Below are 19,670 nucleotides of genomic sequence, written 5' to 3'. Positions count from 1 at the left end.
CTTAAGAATAGCGCAAGCGCAAGTTTTTGTAGCAACACCACCATCACTTTTCAGTGTTAGTCCACCCTGTTTAGCTGCGAACAGGAGAGGGGATTGACGCTTCACTGCTATGCACCAGCTTTTTATTCATCTCACGGCGCAGCAACAAATAACTGATCATCGCCTGACAATAGACCGTGGCAACAGAAAACACCCAGATCTGCTCGATTTCAAAGTCACTTTGTCCCGCTAACCAGATTACAGGAACCGCAAACAATACCAACCGACTGGCCGTGCTATACAAGGCAGGCCAGGTATTTCCCAAGGCCTGAAACATGCCAGAAGCGGCAAATGTAAAACCTGCAGGTACAAAGTTCAGGCAAACATACCCCAAAAACGTTGCCGCAACCAAAATGACGTGTGGCTCATCGCTGAAAGGCGCAAAAAACCAGCTGGAATTTACCAGACATATCAAGGTCAACATGGCCATCAGCACACAGGTAAGTAAATTGGTATATCGGTAGGTTTCGTGCACCCTGTCGTACCTTCCTGCAGCATAGTTTTGAGCCGCGATTGCAGGAGCAGCAAACGCGACAGCCATAACGGGCAGAAAAAGCACTTGCATGATCCTGACCCCTAATCCAAATCCAGCCTGAGCGCTTGCAGCAAACTGGCTGAGCGCCCAATAAATTATCGACATATACATAAATGTAAGTAAAAACTCTCCACCTGATGGCAAGCCCAGGTTAATCACTTTCAGCATAACTTTACGCTCAGGTATCAGCGTCTTTGTGGGCATGGTCAGATAATCCACTTTACGAACAAAGTACCAAACCGTCATCACCATAGCGCATATCGCAGATAAAGAGCTGGCGAGGCCAGCCCCTGACACACCAAGCGCAATTCCACTTCCCCATCCAGAGATCAAAACAGGTGACAGAATAATATTCAGGACCACTGCCAAAACAGAAATCAACATGACAGGTTTGACAACGCCCGCTCCACGCAGCGCTGCGGCCATGACGGTCAGCCCAAATTGCAACACTAATGCTGGCAGAAACCAGTAAAAGTAGTCCACAGCAGCTTGTCGAGTCATAGTATCAGGCGTCATAAACTCGAAGAAAACGTGGCCAAACGCATAACCCAGTACAACCAACAAGACAGAGCAAATCACAGCAATCAGCATACTTTGATGAAATAGTGTGTTGGCCTGTACACGGTCTTTCCTGCCAACAGCATGGGCAACCAAAGTGCCACAACCAATATTCAGAACCTGGGTCAGCGCCATTATAAAAAAGAACACACTACCCGCATTACTAACCCCCGCAAGCGCATGCGCTCCCAGTGCTCCGACAAAATACAGGTCAACCAGAAAGTACAAGGTTTGGATAAACATCCCAACCGCCATTGGAGCGGCCATCGTAATAAGGTGAGTGAGGATTTTTCCCTGAGTAAGGTCCTTCATTAATAATTGTCCTGAATGAATAATTTCTCTATTGTACCTTTTATCCTTAGCACGTCATGGAGTATTTTCCCCAAACCAAGGATCTTAAACCACAGCCAGATTTTATCTTTCTGACTGGATACGTGTTCGTGCCATTGGGTATAATACGTACAAAGGCTAATTAAATGCAGCAGACCTCTCAGCCTGCTATTTCGGGTAAACGGATATGGTTACAAAAACAACGAACTCTCAGACTGCACCGGATACCACGCAAGCAGTCACAGATATGATCCAGGCGATACACAGTCATAGCCTCGCACGTATCTTAACCTGTTATGAACAAGCAACACCGGCAGAGCGCTCTGCACAGCTCAGGCATTGCTTTGATGCAGCCAGTAATCACACGGCAAATTACGAACATTATCAAAATATCACTGCCCACTGTGTAACGCACCATGGCCTGCCATCAAGTGTCATTGCGGGGATCAATAACAGTGAACGGCTGGACTTTTTTATGCCAGCACTTCAGGCCGCCAATGCGTTTAATGTCACCAACCATCAGGGTAATACATTTTTGCACTGTCTGTTTGCCAACCCACAAAACCCGCTTCCTCCCTTTAACTACATTCGTTCCTTGCTACTGTTTGAACGTAACGAGTCTCTGGCCGACGCGCTCGTTGTACGTAATCATCAAGGGTTAAACGCGCTGGAAGTATACCTGGGCTTTAACCCGCATTATTGTGAACTTCCCCAGCATGAACTTGCTGCCTGGCTTGCCTTGTGTGAAGCACAAAGAAAATTGTCCGGCGTGAACAGAGATAATCTCGAGAAAGTAATGTCACAGCTAAGCGCCGATCCTCAGCGCAAAGGTCGCCTTATACTGATCGCAAGCTATTATCAGGTGTCTGTCAGTTCACTCTCATAGCAGCATCTGCGTGCAGCGGTGTACACAGCCAAAGCGCCCTTTCGTTGTGTTTGTAGGTCATGACCGATCCGCCACTGGATTTGTCCCGCAGGCAGGCATACTCAACGGCCTCAAATGCAGAGCGACCAAAATCCATCGCGGCAATCGCCCAGCTTGCGCCACTACCAATGGCCCAGTTTAACGACAGAGGCTCTAAAAAGCGTCGACCATGGCGAATTTCACCGAAGAAGACATGGCCTCCATCATCCACAAAAAAGAATGAACAAGTAATGTCGCCAAATTGATTATCACGCCATTGAGTAATGAGATGATGAATTTCGGCGCAGTTGCCAGAAGCAAATAGATAGCCGTCTTCAACACGTTGGCATTTACGCGCTGCCCAGGACACAATAGTCTGGCTGGTCGAGGTCAGGCTATCTGTACAGATAGTTTTGGAATTGTGATGGTAGGCAATAGTAGTCAAAAGCACTCCTTGGTGATGATCCCTTCTGTTGCAAGTTAACCCAGATTTTTCGGAAAAGTCGGCCAAATTTGACCTGAAATTCACAATAAACGGCTTATCTTACGGTTTGAACACCAGTATACGGAGTAAAAATTAATATAAAGTTAACAACGCTGTCAACAAACCTCCCTTGAGGTAAGACCAATAAATAGTCTGAAAATCGACATCAAGGGAAGTAGGTCGTGTTGATCATCGGAATATCAACATGTAAAAGTCATTCTGGCAGAAGCGGTAACATGGCAAACGACCACCGTATTTTCCACCTGCTTTACACCACCAAGGCTACAACACCTGCACCAATGACCAAGGCAGCCAGTGGCGCTAACCATTTCCAGGGTACACGCTGCGGTGGCTCTTTTTCTTGCCCTGAGCTCTGTTGACCCGGTGCGGAAACTGACTGCTCCATAGTTTCGTCAGGCTGTGGCAATTCTTCGGCAGGCTCAGCAGGCTGAACAGGCAGTTGCCATTGATAGCCCTTTTTAGAAAAAGTCTTAATTGCGTCATCACCAAATAGCGCACGTAGGTGACCAATATTCTGAAATACAACTTGCTCCGTCACCGTCCTGCCTGGCCAGACATGCTCAAGAATCTCAGCCTTGCTGTAGATCTTTTGGGGATCCGATAAAAACAACCCCAACAGCGTGGCAGGCTTTTCTTTTATACTGATTTTTCTACCTTGTTTTGACAAAGCCAGGTTTTGGCAGTCAAACTCGAAATCTTGGAATGTTAACTTCATCGTCCTTCAGCTTTATAATTATAATAGTTGTTTAATGGTAAGAGTGCGTCCAGCACTGACACCCAGTTACGCACTTTATACCGGTCAGTTCGACAAGCTTAACATGTTCCCAACCTCGGATCAGTAGCCCAATGTAACGATTTATAACAATTGCTTTTTCATCCTGTTCGCCACAGCTGAACAGCCGTTTTCACCAAACTGGAATACCGCAAGGCTTACCATAATAATGGATGCGCCAGTCAGTAAAGTCAGGGTGATCCGCTCATTGTTGATCCAGGCCCCCAGCAACATGGCAAATCCGGGTGTGATCAAGGTCGTTAATGCAACCGTACTCGCTTTGAGTTTTTGTAACACATGGAAATAAGCGATAAACCCGATCAAAGAGCCGAACACACCTAAGTACACCGTAGCCAGCACAGAGCTTTGCTGCCAGCTCTGCATGTTGAGTTGCCCATCACTCACCCACCACACCAGACCAAACATTGGGGTCACCAGCAGGAGCGAACCAAAGGTGGTGGCTAACGGGTGAATAACCAAACGAACACGCTTAACCATCACACCGCAGAGACTAAAGCAGGTGACCGCGCCCAGTACATAAATCAATCCGCGGGGTGCAAGATCCAGCTCTGTGAGTTGTGACATAACAACTAGGTACAAGCCGACTAAGGACAAAGCCAAAGCCAGCCATTTGATTACACTAAAGCGAGTCTCGTGCAACAAATGCTGGGCAAACAGGCCCGACAACACTGGGGCAAGACCAAATACCAACGATATCACCCCGGAAGGCACAGTCTGAGCGGCCAGGTAACTGAGCAACATACCACCAAAAATCCCTAAACCGGAGTAACAATACAAGGTCCAGGCCCGGCGGGACACAGGAACCCGATAACGGCCAATCAGTATGATAAATAAGCACAGCACTAGCGCAATAGCCATACGTAAAAACACACTTAATGTTGGTGACATACCCGCGCTACTGATAACGATCCCCAGCGGGGTCGTTGACCAAATCATGATAACCAAAATGTAAGATGCCTGGACTGGCATAATTAGCTCCCGAAAGCGGGGCAGTATGAGAGGCTAAAGTAAAGAAACATCACTAACCGCTGATACTGCCGCGGTTAGTAATTGACGTTTACAAACCGCTGACAATACGCCACACACTGGCCGAATTGAGCAGCCAGGTATTATGCATTGTAAGGGCGGTTGAAAAAGTCATGAATTTCTTCTTGTTGTTTATTGAATGTCCGTTTTATCACGTCAGGCTTCAATGTCAATGGCTTATATCCAGAATCGATGAGCATGATGCGCTCTTTGCTGAGCCTGACAACGACAAACTCATTCACTTTTGCCAGCACGATTGAGAAGGCTTCTACCCAATTCGGGCGTACACATCATGATAAAAAAATATAAAGTTAATAATAATTTAACAATAAAAATCCAAAATCCGCTCACTCCCTGTCATAAAAAAACCATAATAGGAAAAAGAAAAGCCCTTTAAAAACATATTATTGAATCAAGTACCATAAAATAGTGTAGAGAATGTGAATCACAAAAATAAAACCCAAATAAAACATTTAAAAAACACAGGTTAACAGGATTGACAGGTACATTAACAAGTCTCCATAATAGCAATTAATGCAAAAGCAGTATTTCAACCAACTCAAAGTGCAATATTATGGATTTTCAACTTTCCGACTATCAGACCGAGTTATACGATTCCGCGCTTCGCTTTGCTTCTGAAGTGTTGAACAAGGATGCACACCAGCGTCAACGAGATCATCACTTTTCCCCGGAGCTTTGGCGTCAGGCTGCTCAGTTTGGATTTACCGGACTGGCTGTGGAAGAAGCCCATGGCGGTGCTAACCTTGGGGCACTCAACACCATGTTAATGGTAGAAGCCCTGGGCAAAGGCAGTCAGGATCTGGGCTTGTCATTCTCTTTATGTGCGCACCTGTTCGCCTGTGTGATGCCGGTTGCACGGTTTGCGAGCGATGAGCTCAAACGTGATTTTCTGGAGCCTTTAGTCGCTGGCAAATTGATTGCTGCCAATGCGGCAACTGAGCCGGGCGCAGGATCAGATATCTATAGCATGAAGACAACAGCCAGCAAAGAAGCGGGTGGTTATCGTCTGAATGGCCAGAAAACTTATATAACCAATGCACCTGTCGCGGATGTGTTCGTTGCCTACGCAAGGACCAACCCGAGTCATGGGTTTATGGGCGTTTCAGCTTTCATCGTTGCAAAAGACACCCCCGGTCTGTCAACCGGCGCGAGCCAATCGAAAGATTGCCTGGCCAGCTGCCCGATGGGCGACGTATTTTTTGACAATGTATTTGTTCCCGAGTCGCAACGTATTGGGTTTGAGGGAGCCGGAGGGGCCATTTTCCATGACTCAATGATTTGGGAAAAAGGATGTCTGTTTGCCCTGTTTGTTGGTGCACTGGATCGGCTGCTTGAAACCACGCTGGCCTACGCGCAGGAGCGCAAGCAGTTTGGCAAGAAAATAGGCCACTTCCAGTCAGTATCAAACCGCATCATCGACATTAAATTACGCCTGGAACAGTGCCGCCTGATGCTATATCGCGCGGGCTGGAAATACGATCAGGGTCAGGATGCTGAAATTGACATTGCGATGAGCAAGCTACTGATTTCAGAGTATGCAGTACAGTCCGCTTTGGATGCCATTGCCACTTTTGGTGGCGCAGCGATCGATGCCGATATGGGGATTGTACAGGTTCTGCTGGATACGCTGCCCAGCCGTATTTTCTCAGGCACCAACGATATTCAACGTGAAATCATTGCCCGAAAACTTGGCTTAAGAGGAGCATGAACATGCTAGTTCAACGGATCTTTGCCGTACTTTATATGCTGGCCGGACTGGCCAAAGCATTTCCACAGTTAGAAAATGTGCCTGATATTCTACGCCAGGCTGCCGCAGCCAATCAGGGTACCTGGTATAGTGGGCTCAGTGAACTATTGGCCAATAACGGAGATATTGCGAATATTCTGGTCGCGGTCGCACTATTCGGCTCGGGCCTGGTACTGTGGCTAAATCCACGCTGGACCCGTTTTGTTATTTACGGTCAGCTGGCAATGATGGCGGTGTTTATCACCATTTTGCACCGCTCTCAGCCGCAGGTTATTCCGCTGGATGCCATTTTTATTATCGCGGCGCTCTATATGTTGCGTCAGCAGTTCCGCCGCACCGGTGCAAAACGCGTTTTTGCCAGTCAGGATTTTGCCAAACCAAAGGCGCTGGCAAAATCTCCTGACAAGCCTAAGCTGGCTGAGGAGTATGACGTGATCATTATCGGTGGTGGCGTATCGGGACTAACGGCAGCCAGCGAATTTGATACAGAACGCGTGCTGGTGCTGGAAAAAAGCCCAACGTTTGGCGGAAATGCGCGCTGTAACAGTCACCGCTCGTTGCCCCACCCCATTGCCGGCGTGTGTTTTCAACAACCAGTAGCAGGCTCGGATATGGACCAGTTACTGACCAAACTGGGGTTGCAAGATAAATTTAAAACCAACGCACAAGACACATTGGTTTTCTTCGATACGATTCTACTGCTCAAGTGCCTGAATGAGATCACTTTAGGCTTTATAAAATTTCCCAGTTATTTGCTCAAACCTGCGGTATGGGGATTAACGGGCCAATTGTTGCTCAACGCGTTAATTGGTAAACCCTATGTTGTCGCAGCAAAACAACTGGGCGACCCGATATTTGCCGATCTGTACCACTTTCTGGACGGTTTTGCTCCGGGTACCAAGCGCTTTCCTCAGGTGCCCTGGCACGAGCAAAGTGGCTGGAGCAAAGAAGCAATGGCACAGCTGGACAACATCTCACTCTACAGTTACCTGTTTGAACCAGAAAAAACCGCGTCGTTCCCGGACGATTTGCAACCACCTCGCAATCTGGGCAAGCTGGTTGAAAATGCAGTCACTACCACGCTCAGAGTAGAATGTCTCGATATTCATGAGGTCTCTGCCTATGTCGGCCTGCACTTTTTGGTCGGCTACCTCAGGGGCAATTTAGTGACGCTTCCGGGGGGCAACGGACATATCAGTGAAGCCCTAGTCGCACATCTTAATCAGCAAACGAATGTCACACTGCAAAGTGACATTAGCCTGGTCAATCTGAACAACGCTGAGGCTGGCGTTCAGTTAACAGCAAAAGTACAGCATCACAATATTTCAGTAAAAGCTAAAAAGCTCATCTGGGCAGCCCCTAAGCACCAGCTTTCACAATGGCTGCCCTCACTGCCTGAAGTCCAGCTTAATGCCATTAAAGAAATCCGCCATGAGGATTACTATCTGGCCAATGCCCTATTGTCACGCCCTGTGCTCAGTCACTCTTTTGGCGGCTATATGATCGAACCAGATCGCCCTGAGCAACCCTACGCCTGGTGTAAAGCCGGAACCTGCTTAGTAGCTAACTGGATGGACAGCACTAACCAAAGTGAAGGCGGTGTACTTACCCTGCTAAAACCAACGACACGTCCGGAGCGCCAGGGACGTACCGCAGCGCAAGATTTCACAGGCTTGCAGCAGCAAACCTATCAGGAAATTTCGCTGATGCTTAATAACTTAGGGATAGACCCACGCATTGTCGAAGACATTCAGATCTGGTACTGGCCCGGGGCACTGATCACCTCGGTCATAGGCCAGCAGGCCAACGGTATATTCCAGCAGGCCTCACAACCACATATCAGCGTTTATTTTGCCAATCAGGACAGTGTTGGGATAGGCAACCTGGAAAGTGCCATTTTTGCAGGTAAACAGGCTTCAGCACAGGTTAAAGACGCATTACTACACACGGATAAAACTGCCATACCGCGCAGCAAGGAGACGGTATCATGAGCCAATCACTCGTCGTCGCCCTCAGTGGCAACGAACAACTGGAACTCGGTCATTTGGGCGGCAAGGGCCACTCACTGAATCATCTGATCCGTGCGGGCTTGCCCGTACCACCCGCCTTTTGCATTACCGCTGAGGCCTATCAGACCTTTGTTAACACGGCGCTGCCAGACGACTTACTTAGCGAATCAGAGCTGGATAAAGTACGTGAAACGATTCTCCGTGCTGATATCCCTGAGCAGCTACGCACAGCTATTGCGTCTGCGTATCAGGGCTTAGGTGATAATGCGCAAATCGCGGTGCGCTCTTCCGCACTGGATGAAGACGGTCAAAGCCAGAGCTTTGCGGGTCAATATGAGACGTACCTGCATGTTCAGGGCAGTGACAGCGTGATGGAAAAAGTACGCGCATGCTGGGCCTCATTGTGGGCCGAACGGGCCGCAGGATATCGTAACAGCAGTGCAGCTGATACCGCCATTGCCGTTGTTTTGCAAACTATGGTCGACGCCGATGCAGCTGGGGTAATGTTCACTCAGGATCCACTCAGCGGCGATACCAACAAAGTGGTTATTGACAGCTGTTGGGGTCTGGGCGAAGGCGTCGTATCGGGTCAGGTCAGTACCGACAGCTTTATTCTGGACAAAGAAAACGGTGCACTGTTGCAACAGGAGATCCGGGTCAAGCCTCAGTATTGCCAACGCAATGCTCAGGGCCAGGTCACTTTACTGAATACTCCACCAGCGCAACAACAAACTGCCAGTCTGAATGACGCGCAACTGGCACAATTACTGACGCTGGCAAAGCAGGCTCAGGCCCTCTATCAGACCGAGCTGGATATCGAATGGGCACTAAAAGACGACAAGATCTGGCTGCTACAGGCTCGCCCGGTCACGACCCAGGCCAGTAAAGCCGAGCCCATTTATGCCAACCCCTGGGAGCAGGATCAGAGCATCAAAGACGGCGCCTTCTTTTCTCGCATGGATACCGGAGAGATAGTCACCGGATTGATGACGCCGCTTGGTTTATCATTTTGTGAATTCTATCAAAAGCACATCCATGGTCCCGCTATCAAGACGATGGGATTGGCAGACATTAGTGACTGGCAAGTTTACATGGGCTATATCCAGGGCCAGGTATATCTGAATATCTCCGGCTCCGCACACATGTTGCGTCAGTGTCCGCCCACCCGGGACGAGATGAAGTTCACCACCCGTTATGCGACCTCAGACATAGATTTCAGCAACTACCGCAACCCCTATGGTCGTGGTGTTGAGGGCTGGGACTACGCCAAAAGTGCCTGGCACTGGCTAAAACAACAAGTGCACAATATGCGTAATGCAGGCAAAATTGTTGAGGACATGATTGCCCTGCGAGAAAACGAGACTAAGCGTTTTCTCGCACTGGACTTGTCCAGCATGTCACTCAGTGAGTTAGATACTGAGCTGACTCGCATCGACCAGTACTTCCTCGACTCTTGTGCCGCCTATATGCCGTTTTTCCTGCAGTCATTTGCTTTATACGATGCACTGGCGGAAACCTGTGAAGAGCACTTTAAAGATCAAGGTGAAGGGCTGCAAAATCGCATCAAAGCCTCCATGAACAACCTGCGTACTATCGAAGTCACACGTGGGATCCTGGATCTGGTTGAACATGTACAGAAGAACAATGAACTAAAAGCCGTATTTGAGCGTTTTGAAGCCGAAGAGCTGGTTAAAATACTCCCTGCTCACCCGCTTGGGCAGCCATTCTGGCAGGGTCCGTTTGAAGCCTTCTTACTTGAATTTGGCGCCCGTGGCCGTCAGGAATTTGAGCTGAGTATCCCGCGCTGGCGTGATGACCCAAGTTACCTGCTGCAGGTCATGAAAATGTACCTTAAACACCCGGTTGATCTGGAGAAAAAGCTCAAAGAAACCGAGAGCCTGCGCGAAGCCGACAGCGAGCAGCTGTTTAAAGCCTTACCAGCAGGTGCACGATTTAAACTCAAAACCATCATTAAATTGTATGGTGTGATGGCAGAGCGCCGTGAAGCAACACGTCCGACGTTTATCACCGAAACCTGGTTCTATCGCTGCATCATTCTGGAGGTGCTGTCACGTCTGGAGCGAGACAACCTGGCTAAAGTTGAAGACTTGCCCTACATCGACTTCAATCGACTGCGTGACTATGTCGCCGGACGTATGGGCGCCGCCGAAGCATTCAGCGAGACGCTACTCAATGCCAATCGTCACAGTCATTTATTTAACCTCCATGCCGAAGAGCCCCCAATGGCCATCATTGGGCCTTATACGCCTAAGATGAAAACCACCACGCAGGAGCACAGCGACTCGATGAGCGGCCTGGCAGCAAGCCCCGGCAAGATAGTTGCTAAGGCCCGAGTCATCACCGACCTGCAGACCCAGGCTGGTGAACTGGAGCCGGGAGAAATTCTGGTCGCGCGCTTTACGGATGCCAGCTGGACCCCCTTGTTTGCGCTTGCCAGTGGCGTTGTCACGGACATCGGCTCAACCCTGTCACATAGCTGCATCGTGGCCCGAGAGTTCGGCATTCCAGCGGTGGTGAATTTACACAGTGCCACTGCGGCCATCAAAAGTGGCGACACGCTGATCCTTGATGGTGACCAGGGCACAGTAATAATCCAAAGAGAATAGCGAAACCCATTGCGGGCCACTGGCCCGCACTCACAACATTTAACTTAAAAGTACAACGGCAAGTGGCGTGCTGCCGCCGTTGCGGGTCGTTGCGTGCAATTTTCCAGCGAACCGAGTTATTAACAGGCAGCAGAAGGAATAAATTATGACAAGCATTACAGGATCAAGCACTCAGTCGAGCGCATCCGGCTTCGAGCATATATGGCAAGCCGAGACGCAGCGCAGTGGTGCAAAACAAGACACCATCACCGTTGGGGTAATCGTAGTCACCCGTGACGAGCAGTTTTTCCACACTGGATTAAGCGTCCTGAGCGACATCCGCGATTATGTGTTTAACCGGGTACATATTCAATCGGAGTTGGCGTTGAAAAACCCTTCGCTAGTCCCCTGCTCGCTATACGACGAAGTAAGAAGCAAAGCGATCCAGTTCTTGAAAGGACAGAAAAAAGCGATCAATATTCAGGTCATTCAATGCGCCAGTCTGGCTGAAGCAACCGGTAAGATTATTCACAGCAATGCCCTGAACGATCAGCCGGATTTTCAGGTTGGCATGCTGTTTTATGATCAAACCTCAATGGGGTTTCAGGACGACAGCATAGATCAGGTTGACCGCGATCTGGACGCCTTTTACCGTGCGATGCAGAAAATCGGCATTCCGGCTTTCTACACCAGCTTCTCAACTGTAACCTTTATTCGTGCACTGCGTACGCCCTACAGCTATTTGCCGCAGCAATATCGTGAAATCGTGCGCAGCACCGATCCGGCCACTTTCCAGACCGAGCTATTGCGACTGTGGATGGACTTTTTCGAAATGAATTATGCCAACCGCCGGGTCAAACCTGTTGGCTCTTTGGAGCTGCACAATACTCTGGGCGATCAGCTGATCAACTTCTTTGCCCGAACTGCGCCCGGGCACTGGCTGGTGTCGTACTACACCGGCTCTGTGGTTTCCAACCTCATCGGTCATCTTGACCGTCACGCCGAAAAGCAAGGCGCATTGGTGCTAAGGGGCCCGAATGAGCACGCCATTGCCTGTGGCGCGATTGCCAACTGGCAGCTCTACCGCATGCCGTTTTTAGCGGTGGTCACATCCGGCATGATGGATGAATTTAAAGGTACCCTGGCCAACCTGAAAGAAACGGCAGCTCAGGGGATCATCGTTGTGGCCGAAAACCGCCTGAGTCAGTGGTACAGCTTCCAGGGCACCATCACTGCCAGTGAAGACATGCGCGAGGTACTGGCAGCTAAGCGCATTCCCTATGTATACATGGATGAAATTGAACAGATAGGTGAAAACCTGGCAGAAGTTTACCGGCTCTATCATCAGGGTCAGGGACCGGTTGTGGTATTGGCCACTCAGAATGTTCTGGAGTCTTCTTTAGAATTGGATCTGCCTGCACTCGAAGCCCTGCCTGCGAATCCAAGTGATGAGCCCGTTGAGATCATGACCGACGAGCTCCGTCAGGCCATCGAGCTTATCAATAACGGACCAGAAAAGCTGGTCTGGCAGCTTGGTCCGGTCAGTGAAGACGAGTATGCCCTGATCCATGACATAGCCCAGCAGGCAGGTATTGCGCTGGTAGACAGCCTCGCCCACCCTGGCACTGCACCAAAGTACTATCAGGGCCAACGCAACGACAATTACCTGGGTACACTGGCCATTTACGGTTATACGCCGCGGGTTTACAACTACTTTCATACCAAAGACAAGCTCAACAGTACTGATGAGCAGTGTCTGTTTATGATTAAAAGCCGGGTTGCTCAGATTGCGACGCCATTTTCCGATGGCCGCCTGGAGCGCAAGGTCCACCTGGTGCAACTGACCCAGGAAGAAACTCATCTGTCGCCGTTTGCCGATCTGCATTTACATATGCGCTGTCGTGATTTCCTGCAGGCCGTGAAAAAGCACCTCAATGTCAGCGAGTCGTTGCGCGCCAAGCGTATGGCGCGGATCATGGCTTACCCGGATACCCAGTCTGACGTGCTCAGCAAGCTACCCAGCCTGCCAATGTCACCGAACTATTTCTTCTGCCAGCTCAATCGTGTCATTGAAGATTTAATTGAGCAAGAGAACTTTGACTATACCGGTGTCTACGATGTTGGTCGCTGTGGCATTTCCGCCGTACGTAACGTGGCCAAAACACGCCGCGGCTTTTCGGGCTGGTATGGTCGTGCCCTGATGGGCGACGCCCTGCTTGCCAGTGGCTATCTCGCCTACACCAGCCCTACCAATGTTATCGCCTTTATCGGCGACGGGGCTAAAGGGATTGTGCCCGATATTTTACCGGCATTTATCGACAATATCCTGACTCACCCTCAGCTGCTCGATAAGAGCATCAGCGTGTTCTATTTTTGCAATGGCGGTCTGTCGGTGATCAACACCTATCAAGAACGGATCTTATTCAACCGCACCTCTCGTCAGATGCGTCTGGTCAACATAGAGCAGCCCCAATTTGAGCAACAAATCGGTGATTTTGACATTTCCGCCCAGACCCTGACTCAGTTTGATGAAACGGCAGTTCGCACAGCACTGACAGCGAACAAACGTTTGACGCTGTTCTCCGTGGTACTGGGCCACAACAATGAAGGGGATGGCATATCACTGGCCACCGCCAAAGGCTGGCAGCGCGACAGCGCAGAACCTGTTACCCCAGACACCGATTCAGATACGCCACCAGCACAGGAAATTAACTCATGAAGTTTGGATTTATCGCCCACCCGACCTCAGTCGGCCTGAAACGCTACGTTAAAATGCTCGATCTGCTGCAACGCAACACTCAGGATCAACATACCGGCTACAACCGTGAACTGTGGGGCAAAGCCAACCTGGTTCCGTTTATGAACTTTGCCAAAATCACCTCAGCCAGCGGCGCGACTTGTGAAGGCATGATCAAATACATGCCACTGATAGCCGAAGAGATGATTGCCGATCCCAGAGGCATTGCCGAGCGTGTGGTCGCTGGCGTGGAAGAGTTTGTGGCTGACGGCGCAGAGCTGGTTGGCCTGGGTGGCTTTACCTCTATTGTCGGTCGCCGCGGCGAAGCCACCGCAGCCAAATCCCCGATCCCGATTACCTCGGGCAACTCACTGACCACCTATGCCGGCTACAAAGCCCTGATGCAAATCAAAGAGTGGCTGGACATCAACCCGGAAAAAGAAACTGTGGCCATTGTCGGGTACCCGGGTTCTATCTGCCTGGCACTGAGTCGTTTGTTACTGGCAGAAGGGTTTAATCTGAAACTGCTGCACCGCGCCGGCCATAAAGACAAAGCTGAAATGCTCAGCCACCTGCCGGAGCAATACCACAATCGGGTGAGCCTGACTGGTAACCCGGACGACTTGTATGGCGAATGCAAGCTGTTTGCCGGGGCCACCTCAGCCGGTGACGTGATTGATGTAGCGAAACTGCAACCCGGTTCCATCTTCATTGATGTGGCGCTGCCGCGGGACGTCAATGTCGATGCCCGCCCGGCCCGCGATGACATTTTAATCATCGATGGCGGCTGCGTCACAGCAACCGACGCCGTCAAACTCGGAGGTGAATCACTGAATGTCACCATCAAACAACAGCTCAATGGCTGTATGGCTGAAACGATAGTGCTGGCCCTGGAGCAACGCCGTGAGAACTACTCACTGGGTCGTTACCTGGAGCCGGTCAAGGTGTTGGAAATCGGCGAGCTGGCCGAAAAACATGGCTTTTATGCCTATCCGCTGGCCTCATTTGGTGAGCGTATTGACCGCCAGCATGTCACCAATCTGAAGCGCTACTATCACCAGGACATTTATGCCATCGACAAAGGTGACACCAGTCAGAGACTGACCTTTATCGATAACATCCTGGCCCAGGACCCAGCCAAAGAAGACACCCTGGACCGCCACCATCAGTTTATTAACCCTATGATGGTGGAGTTTTTAAAACAACAGCGCTGCGACAATGTATTCCGTAAAGCCGAAGGCACTATGTTGTATGACAATGAAGGTACCGGCTATCTCGATATGGTGGCAGGCTATGGCTGTCTGAATCTGGGTCATAACCCAACCGCCGTCAGCGAAGCTGTGAAGACTTTTCTGGATGAGCAAGGCCCTAACTTTATTCAGTATATTTCTGTACCGGAGCATACCGCCAAGCTGGCGGAAGTGCTGTGTCATTTAGCCCCGGGCGATATGGGCCGGGTGTTTTTCAGTAACTCAGGCACCGAAGCCGTTGAGGCGGCGATTAAGCTGGCCAAGGCCGCGACCGGTAAGCCGGGTATTGCCTATCTGAAAAACAGCTACCACGGAAAAACCCTGGGTGCCCTGTCTATTACCGGGCGGGAAAAACACCGTAAATACTTCCAGCCGCTGATCCAGGCCATGGTTGAAGTGCCTTTTGCTGACTTAGATGCACTGCGTGACGCCCTGCAACGTGATGATGTGGGTGCTCTGATGATAGAACCTATTCAGGGTGAAGGCGGCGTCCATGTGCCACCAGCCGGATATCTGAGTGCCGTTCAGCAAATCTGTCGCGACACAGACACTTTGCTGATGGTCGATGAGATCCAGACCGGTCTGGCACGTACCGGTAAACTGTTTGCCTGTGAGTGGGAAGGCATCGAACCCGATGTGCTGATGCTCTCTAAGTCTCTGTCCGGCGGACTTATGCCCATCGGCGCGACTTTGTGTCGCAGCGATGTCTGGCAACGTGCCTATGGCACCTCAGATCGCTTCTTAGTACATACCTCCACCTTTGGCGGCGGCAACCTCGCATCAGTGGCTGCATTGACCGCACTGCGTGAAATCGTTGCGCAGGATCTGGTCTCCCGCTCTGACGAGCTGGGCAGCTATTTTAAAACTGAGCTACAGGCCATTGCCGATAAATATCCCTTTGTGGCCGAAATTCGCGGTAAAGGCCTGATGCTGGGGATCCAGTTCGAACAAACCTTTGACGGAGCAGTTGCCGCCTCGGCCAGAGAGTTCGCCACGCGTCTGCCCGGCGACTGGCACAGCACCTGGAAGTTCCTGCCCGATCCGGTCCGGGAGCACCTGCAAGCAGCCATGGAACGCATGGAGCAGACACTGGGTGAAATGTTCTGCCTCAAATTTGTCACCAAGTTCTGTCTGGATCACCAAATCCTGACCTTTGTCACCGCCAACAGTTCGACGGTGATCCGGATCCAGCCGCCTCTGGTGATCACAAAAGCTGAGATTGATCGCTTTGTCAGCGCTTTCTCTTGTGTCTGTGAAGAACTGTCGACTTTTTTAGACTAATGAAATCTGGGTCGCACTGCCACACACAGTTGCGACCCACACCGAAACAAATGACTGATTGATAAGGATTACTTATGACTCTCAACAAACAAGACGTTGTCAACCATATGATGGGCTTTTTCCAGGCCAAAGCCGTGACCGCTGCATTATCGCTGAAGCTGTTTGACCATTTTCGCGACACGGATCTAAGCGCCCAGCAACTAGCTGACAAAATCGACGCACCGCTGCGTTCTGCTGAGCAAATGCTTATCGCGCTGCATGCAATGGGGTATCTGACCAAGCAAGATAACCGGTACCAGCTACCCTCAGAGCATCACGCGTTTTTATTAAGTGATGAACCTATGTGGCTGGGCTGGCTGGGCCGCCATATCGATACTTTCTTATATCCCTTGTGGGGAGAGCTGAGCAGCGCAGTAAAAAGCGATACTAACCAGCGAGAAGCAGTATTTGGTGACAACCGCAGCTGGTTCGACATTCTGTATCAAAACCCAGACGACGTAGCAGATTTCCAGGAGTTCCTGGGCAAATTTGCCGCCCCCTTCATCGAAGGCTTCGTCAAAGATTACGATTTCTCACAGCACCACTCCTTTTTGGATATCGGTAGCGGCATTGGCACCTTACCAATAGCCGTGGCCAATGCCCATCCGGGTGTGTCGCTGGCCATCTGTGAATTGCCTCAGGCGTCGGCATTTTTGCGCGACAAGCTGGGTGAGCAAGGCTATGGCGATCGCATCGAAGTCGTGGAAGGCGATGTCATCGCAGGTAACCTGCCCATTGGTGACTATGACCTTATTCACCTGGGCTGGATGCTGCACGACTATGCACCAGAAACCCAGGTCACCATCTTAAAAAATATCTACAACGCCATGCCAGCCGGTGGCCGCTTTATTGCCTCAGAAACGCCGCTTAATGATGACAAGTCCGGTCCTGAGTTCACCGCCCTGCTGTCACTGAATATGTTGGTATCCACAGATGGGGGTATTGAAAGTAGCAGCGAAGAATATCTGGCACGCTTCCACGAAGCCGGATTCAACAATGCCCGTATCCTTGAGATCCCTGGGCCACGGACCCTGATCGTCGGCGAAAAAGCGTGATCAGGCAATAACAGAAGGAGTAGCAGGATGTTAGCCACTAAATTACTAGACCATATCGCCGAGCAGTTTCTGGACGGCGAAAAAGACGGCCTTGAGCCGCAAACCCCCTTGTTTGAATTAAATATCGTTGACTCGGCGGCCATTTTTGACCTGGTCGATTACCTCAAACAAGAAACCCAGTTAAACATAGGTATGCAGGAGATCCACCCAGGCAACTTTGCATCAGTCGATGCCATGGTGACCCTGGTTGAACGCCTTCAGACAGAGCAAGCATAAGGAGGCTTGAAAATGAGTGCAACGAATCCAAAAGTAAATCCGGACATTATGGAAACCCTGCAACAGCAAGTCCTGAAAACATTTGCTGAACTGACTGAGTACCCTGCTAATACTCTGGACCTGACCAGTCATCTTGAAAACGACTTTGGCATTGACTCTATTGCGCTGGCCGAAGTAACCGCAGCACTGACTAAGCAGCTACAGCTTAAAAACCCGCTGTCCATCCAGAATATTCATTGTATTGCCGATGCGGTTGAACAAATCGCCGCACAGGAATTTCACCTCAGTGAGGCCAAGGCGACAGTGAATACCGATGGCGCACAAGATGCACACAGTTGGCTGCGTGAGCAAGTGCTTTCTGTGGTTGCCAGCTTCAGTGGCTATAACGCCAATGAACTCAGCATGGATGCCGAGATCGAGAGCGATCTGGGTATAGATTCAGTCACTGTGGTCTCAGCACAGGGTGAACTGCTGAAAACGCTGGGATTGAGAGACAATTTAAAAATTCCTGGCTGTAAAACCCTGGCTGAGCTGGAGCAGGCGTTTGCCAGCCTGCTGGTAGAAGAAAAAGGCGCGCAATGGGCCGCTGAGCTGGTTAGCAAAAACCCCTTGATTGATGAACTGCTCAATCCGGCTGCGAAAAGTGACGAAGTACAGCACCAGATAGACAGCGACGACGGTGATAACAGGACAATGCGTGACTTTGTGGGGATCCAGCACCCGGATCTGTTCCACAAAGCCAGTGAGTTCAAATCTTTCTACGACAAGAAAAAAGCGCAGCAACTTTACTGGTACGGTATGCCACTGGAAACCCCCTGTAAAAACCGTGCAGTCATGTTTGATGAAGTCACTGGCACCAGTCGTGAGTTTCTGATGTTTGGTTCCAACAGCTATCTGGGCCTATCGAATCATCCTGAGGTGATCCAGGCGATACAGGATGCCGCAGGGCAATATGGCGCCACCAACACGGGTTGCCGGATTATTGCGGGCAGTAACGTCCTGCATCTGGAGTTGGAGCGTAAACTGGCCAAACTGAAAGGCCGCGAAGCCTGTATTGTTTACCCGTCCGGTTACTCAGCGAATCTGGGCTGTATTTCCGCCCTGACGTCTAAACATGACCTGATCTTTACTGATGCCATTAACCATATGAGTATCACAGACGGCTGTAAGCTAGCGGGTGCGCAACGTAAGATCTACAATCACTCACTGAACAGCCTGGAAAAATCTCTGGCCAAATACGCCGACCATCCGGGTGGCAAACTGATTGTGACCGACGGCGTGTTCAGTATGCATGGGGATATTGTCGACCTGCCGCGCCTGATGAAGCTGGCGAAGCGCTACGGCGCCCGTGTACTGGTTGATGATGCCCATTCAACCGGCGTACTGGGTAAAACAGGTTCAGGGACTACCGAGCACTTCAATATGAAAGGCGAAGTCGACCTGGAACTGGGTACTATGAGTAAAGCACTCTCTGGCCTGGGCGGGTTTGTCTGTGGCGATGGCGACGTGGTGGAGTTCCTGCGCTTTTACTCCAACTCATATGTATTCGCCGCCACAATTCCGGCCCACGTTGCAGCTGGTGTTATTGCATCGATCGATGTGATGCTGCGCGAGCCTGAGCGTCTGACCAAGCTTTGGGATAACATTTATTACTTCCGCAACTTGTTATTGCAGGCAGGCTTTGACCTGGAAAACTCCGACTCAGCCATAGTTCCTGTTGTGGTTGGCGATGATGCAAAAACGCTGGCACTGGGACGCGCCGTACGTGCACGAGGCCTGTATTGTCAGACCGTGGTCTTCCCCGGCGTGGCGGTTGGCGACGCACGTTTGCGCCTGAGCATCACCAGTGAGCACACCCAGGCAGACCTGGATGAAGCCTATCGTATTCTGGTAGAAGGTGCACTGGAAGTGGGCGTGCCACTCAATCAGGATGTTAAAGCGGGACTGGCGGAGGCCTGA

At 50.5% G+C, this 19,670-nt stretch carries 14 protein-coding genes; 9 read left to right on the top strand and 5 right to left on the bottom strand.

Features of this window, described 5'->3' with window-relative positions; genetic code table 11:
* Window positions 1–70: 70 nt before the first annotated feature.
* Complete coding sequence (locus NH568_RS00735) at window positions 71–1,444, bottom strand: MATE family efflux transporter (protein ID WP_253043832.1); 1,374 nt, start codon at window positions 1,442–1,444, stop codon at window positions 71–73.
* 205 nt (window positions 1,445–1,649) lie between these two features.
* Here NH568_RS00735 and NH568_RS00730 point away from each other — a divergent pair, with 205 nt between their 5' ends.
* A complete protein-coding gene (locus NH568_RS00730) occupies window positions 1,650–2,348 on the top strand; it encodes a hypothetical protein (RefSeq protein WP_253043830.1) in 699 nt (232 codons plus the stop codon).
* Here NH568_RS00730 and NH568_RS00725 read toward each other — a convergent pair.
* The 4 genes from NH568_RS00725 to NH568_RS00710 all read right to left on the bottom strand — a co-directional run bounded on the left by NH568_RS00725 (window position 2,332) and on the right by NH568_RS00710 (window position 4,944).
* Window positions 2,332–2,817, bottom strand: coding sequence for a proteasome subunit alpha (locus tag NH568_RS00725; protein ID WP_253043828.1), 486 nt, complete (start codon window positions 2,815–2,817; stop codon window positions 2,332–2,334). The genes NH568_RS00730 and NH568_RS00725 overlap by 17 nt on opposite strands.
* Window positions 2,818–3,118: 301 nt before the next feature.
* Entirely contained in the window at window positions 3,119–3,586 is a 468-nt protein-coding gene (locus NH568_RS00720; protein WP_253043826.1) for a winged helix-turn-helix domain-containing protein, read from the bottom strand.
* A 141-nt stretch (window positions 3,587–3,727) separates the two neighbouring features.
* Complete coding sequence (locus NH568_RS00715; RefSeq protein WP_253043824.1) at window positions 3,728–4,633, bottom strand: DMT family transporter; 906 nt, start codon at window positions 4,631–4,633, stop codon at window positions 3,728–3,730.
* Window positions 4,634–4,773: 140 nt separating this feature from the next.
* Window positions 4,774–4,944, bottom strand: coding sequence for a hypothetical protein (locus NH568_RS00710; RefSeq protein WP_253043821.1), 171 nt, complete (start codon window positions 4,942–4,944; stop codon window positions 4,774–4,776).
* 320 nt (window positions 4,945–5,264) lie between these two features.
* On the opposite strand from NH568_RS00710, the gene NH568_RS00705 reads away from it, so the two are divergent.
* From NH568_RS00705 to NH568_RS00670, 8 genes are all read left to right on the top strand, one after another.
* On the top strand, window positions 5,265–6,419 hold the full coding sequence (locus NH568_RS00705; protein ID WP_253043818.1) for an acyl-CoA dehydrogenase family protein: 1,155 nt from the start codon (window positions 5,265–5,267) through the stop codon (window positions 6,417–6,419).
* A 2-nt stretch (window positions 6,420–6,421) separates the two neighbouring features.
* Entirely contained in the window at window positions 6,422–8,449 is a 2,028-nt protein-coding gene (locus NH568_RS00700) for a DUF6041 domain-containing protein (RefSeq protein ID WP_253043816.1), read from the top strand.
* Window positions 8,446–11,094, top strand: a complete 2,649-nt coding sequence (locus NH568_RS00695; RefSeq protein WP_253043813.1) for a PEP/pyruvate-binding domain-containing protein — start codon at window positions 8,446–8,448, stop codon at window positions 11,092–11,094. Before NH568_RS00700 ends, NH568_RS00695 begins: the two co-directional genes overlap by 4 nt.
* Window positions 11,095–11,239: 145 nt before the next feature.
* Window positions 11,240–13,792: a biosynthesis protein PigD gene (locus tag NH568_RS00690; protein ID WP_253043811.1), complete on the top strand. Its 2,553-nt coding sequence runs from the start codon at window positions 11,240–11,242 to the stop codon at window positions 13,790–13,792.
* Window positions 13,789–16,341 carry an aminotransferase class III-fold pyridoxal phosphate-dependent enzyme gene (locus tag NH568_RS00685; RefSeq protein ID WP_253043808.1) on the top strand — a complete coding sequence of 851 codons (2,553 nt, stop codon included), beginning with the start codon at window positions 13,789–13,791 and terminating at the stop codon, window positions 16,339–16,341. Before NH568_RS00690 ends, NH568_RS00685 begins: the two co-directional genes overlap by 4 nt.
* 74 nt (window positions 16,342–16,415) lie before the next feature.
* On the top strand, window positions 16,416–17,435 hold the full coding sequence (locus NH568_RS00680) for an acetylserotonin O-methyltransferase (protein WP_253043806.1): 1,020 nt from the start codon (window positions 16,416–16,418) through the stop codon (window positions 17,433–17,435).
* A 27-nt stretch (window positions 17,436–17,462) separates the two neighbouring features.
* A complete protein-coding gene (locus NH568_RS00675) occupies window positions 17,463–17,711 on the top strand; it encodes an acyl carrier protein (protein ID WP_253043803.1) in 249 nt (82 codons plus the stop codon).
* Between the two features lie 12 nt (window positions 17,712–17,723).
* Window positions 17,724–19,670 (top strand): aminotransferase class I/II-fold pyridoxal phosphate-dependent enzyme, encoded by a 1,947-nt coding sequence (locus NH568_RS00670; RefSeq protein ID WP_253043798.1) that lies wholly within the window; start codon window positions 17,724–17,726, stop codon window positions 19,668–19,670.

Origin of the sequence: Pseudoalteromonas sp. XMcav2-N (assembly GCF_024124545.1) — a bacterium.
GTDB lineage: Bacteria > Pseudomonadota > Gammaproteobacteria > Enterobacterales > Alteromonadaceae > Pseudoalteromonas.
The sequence above is the reverse complement of the archived record's forward strand: the minus strand, read 5'-3'. Positions and strand labels throughout refer to the sequence as shown.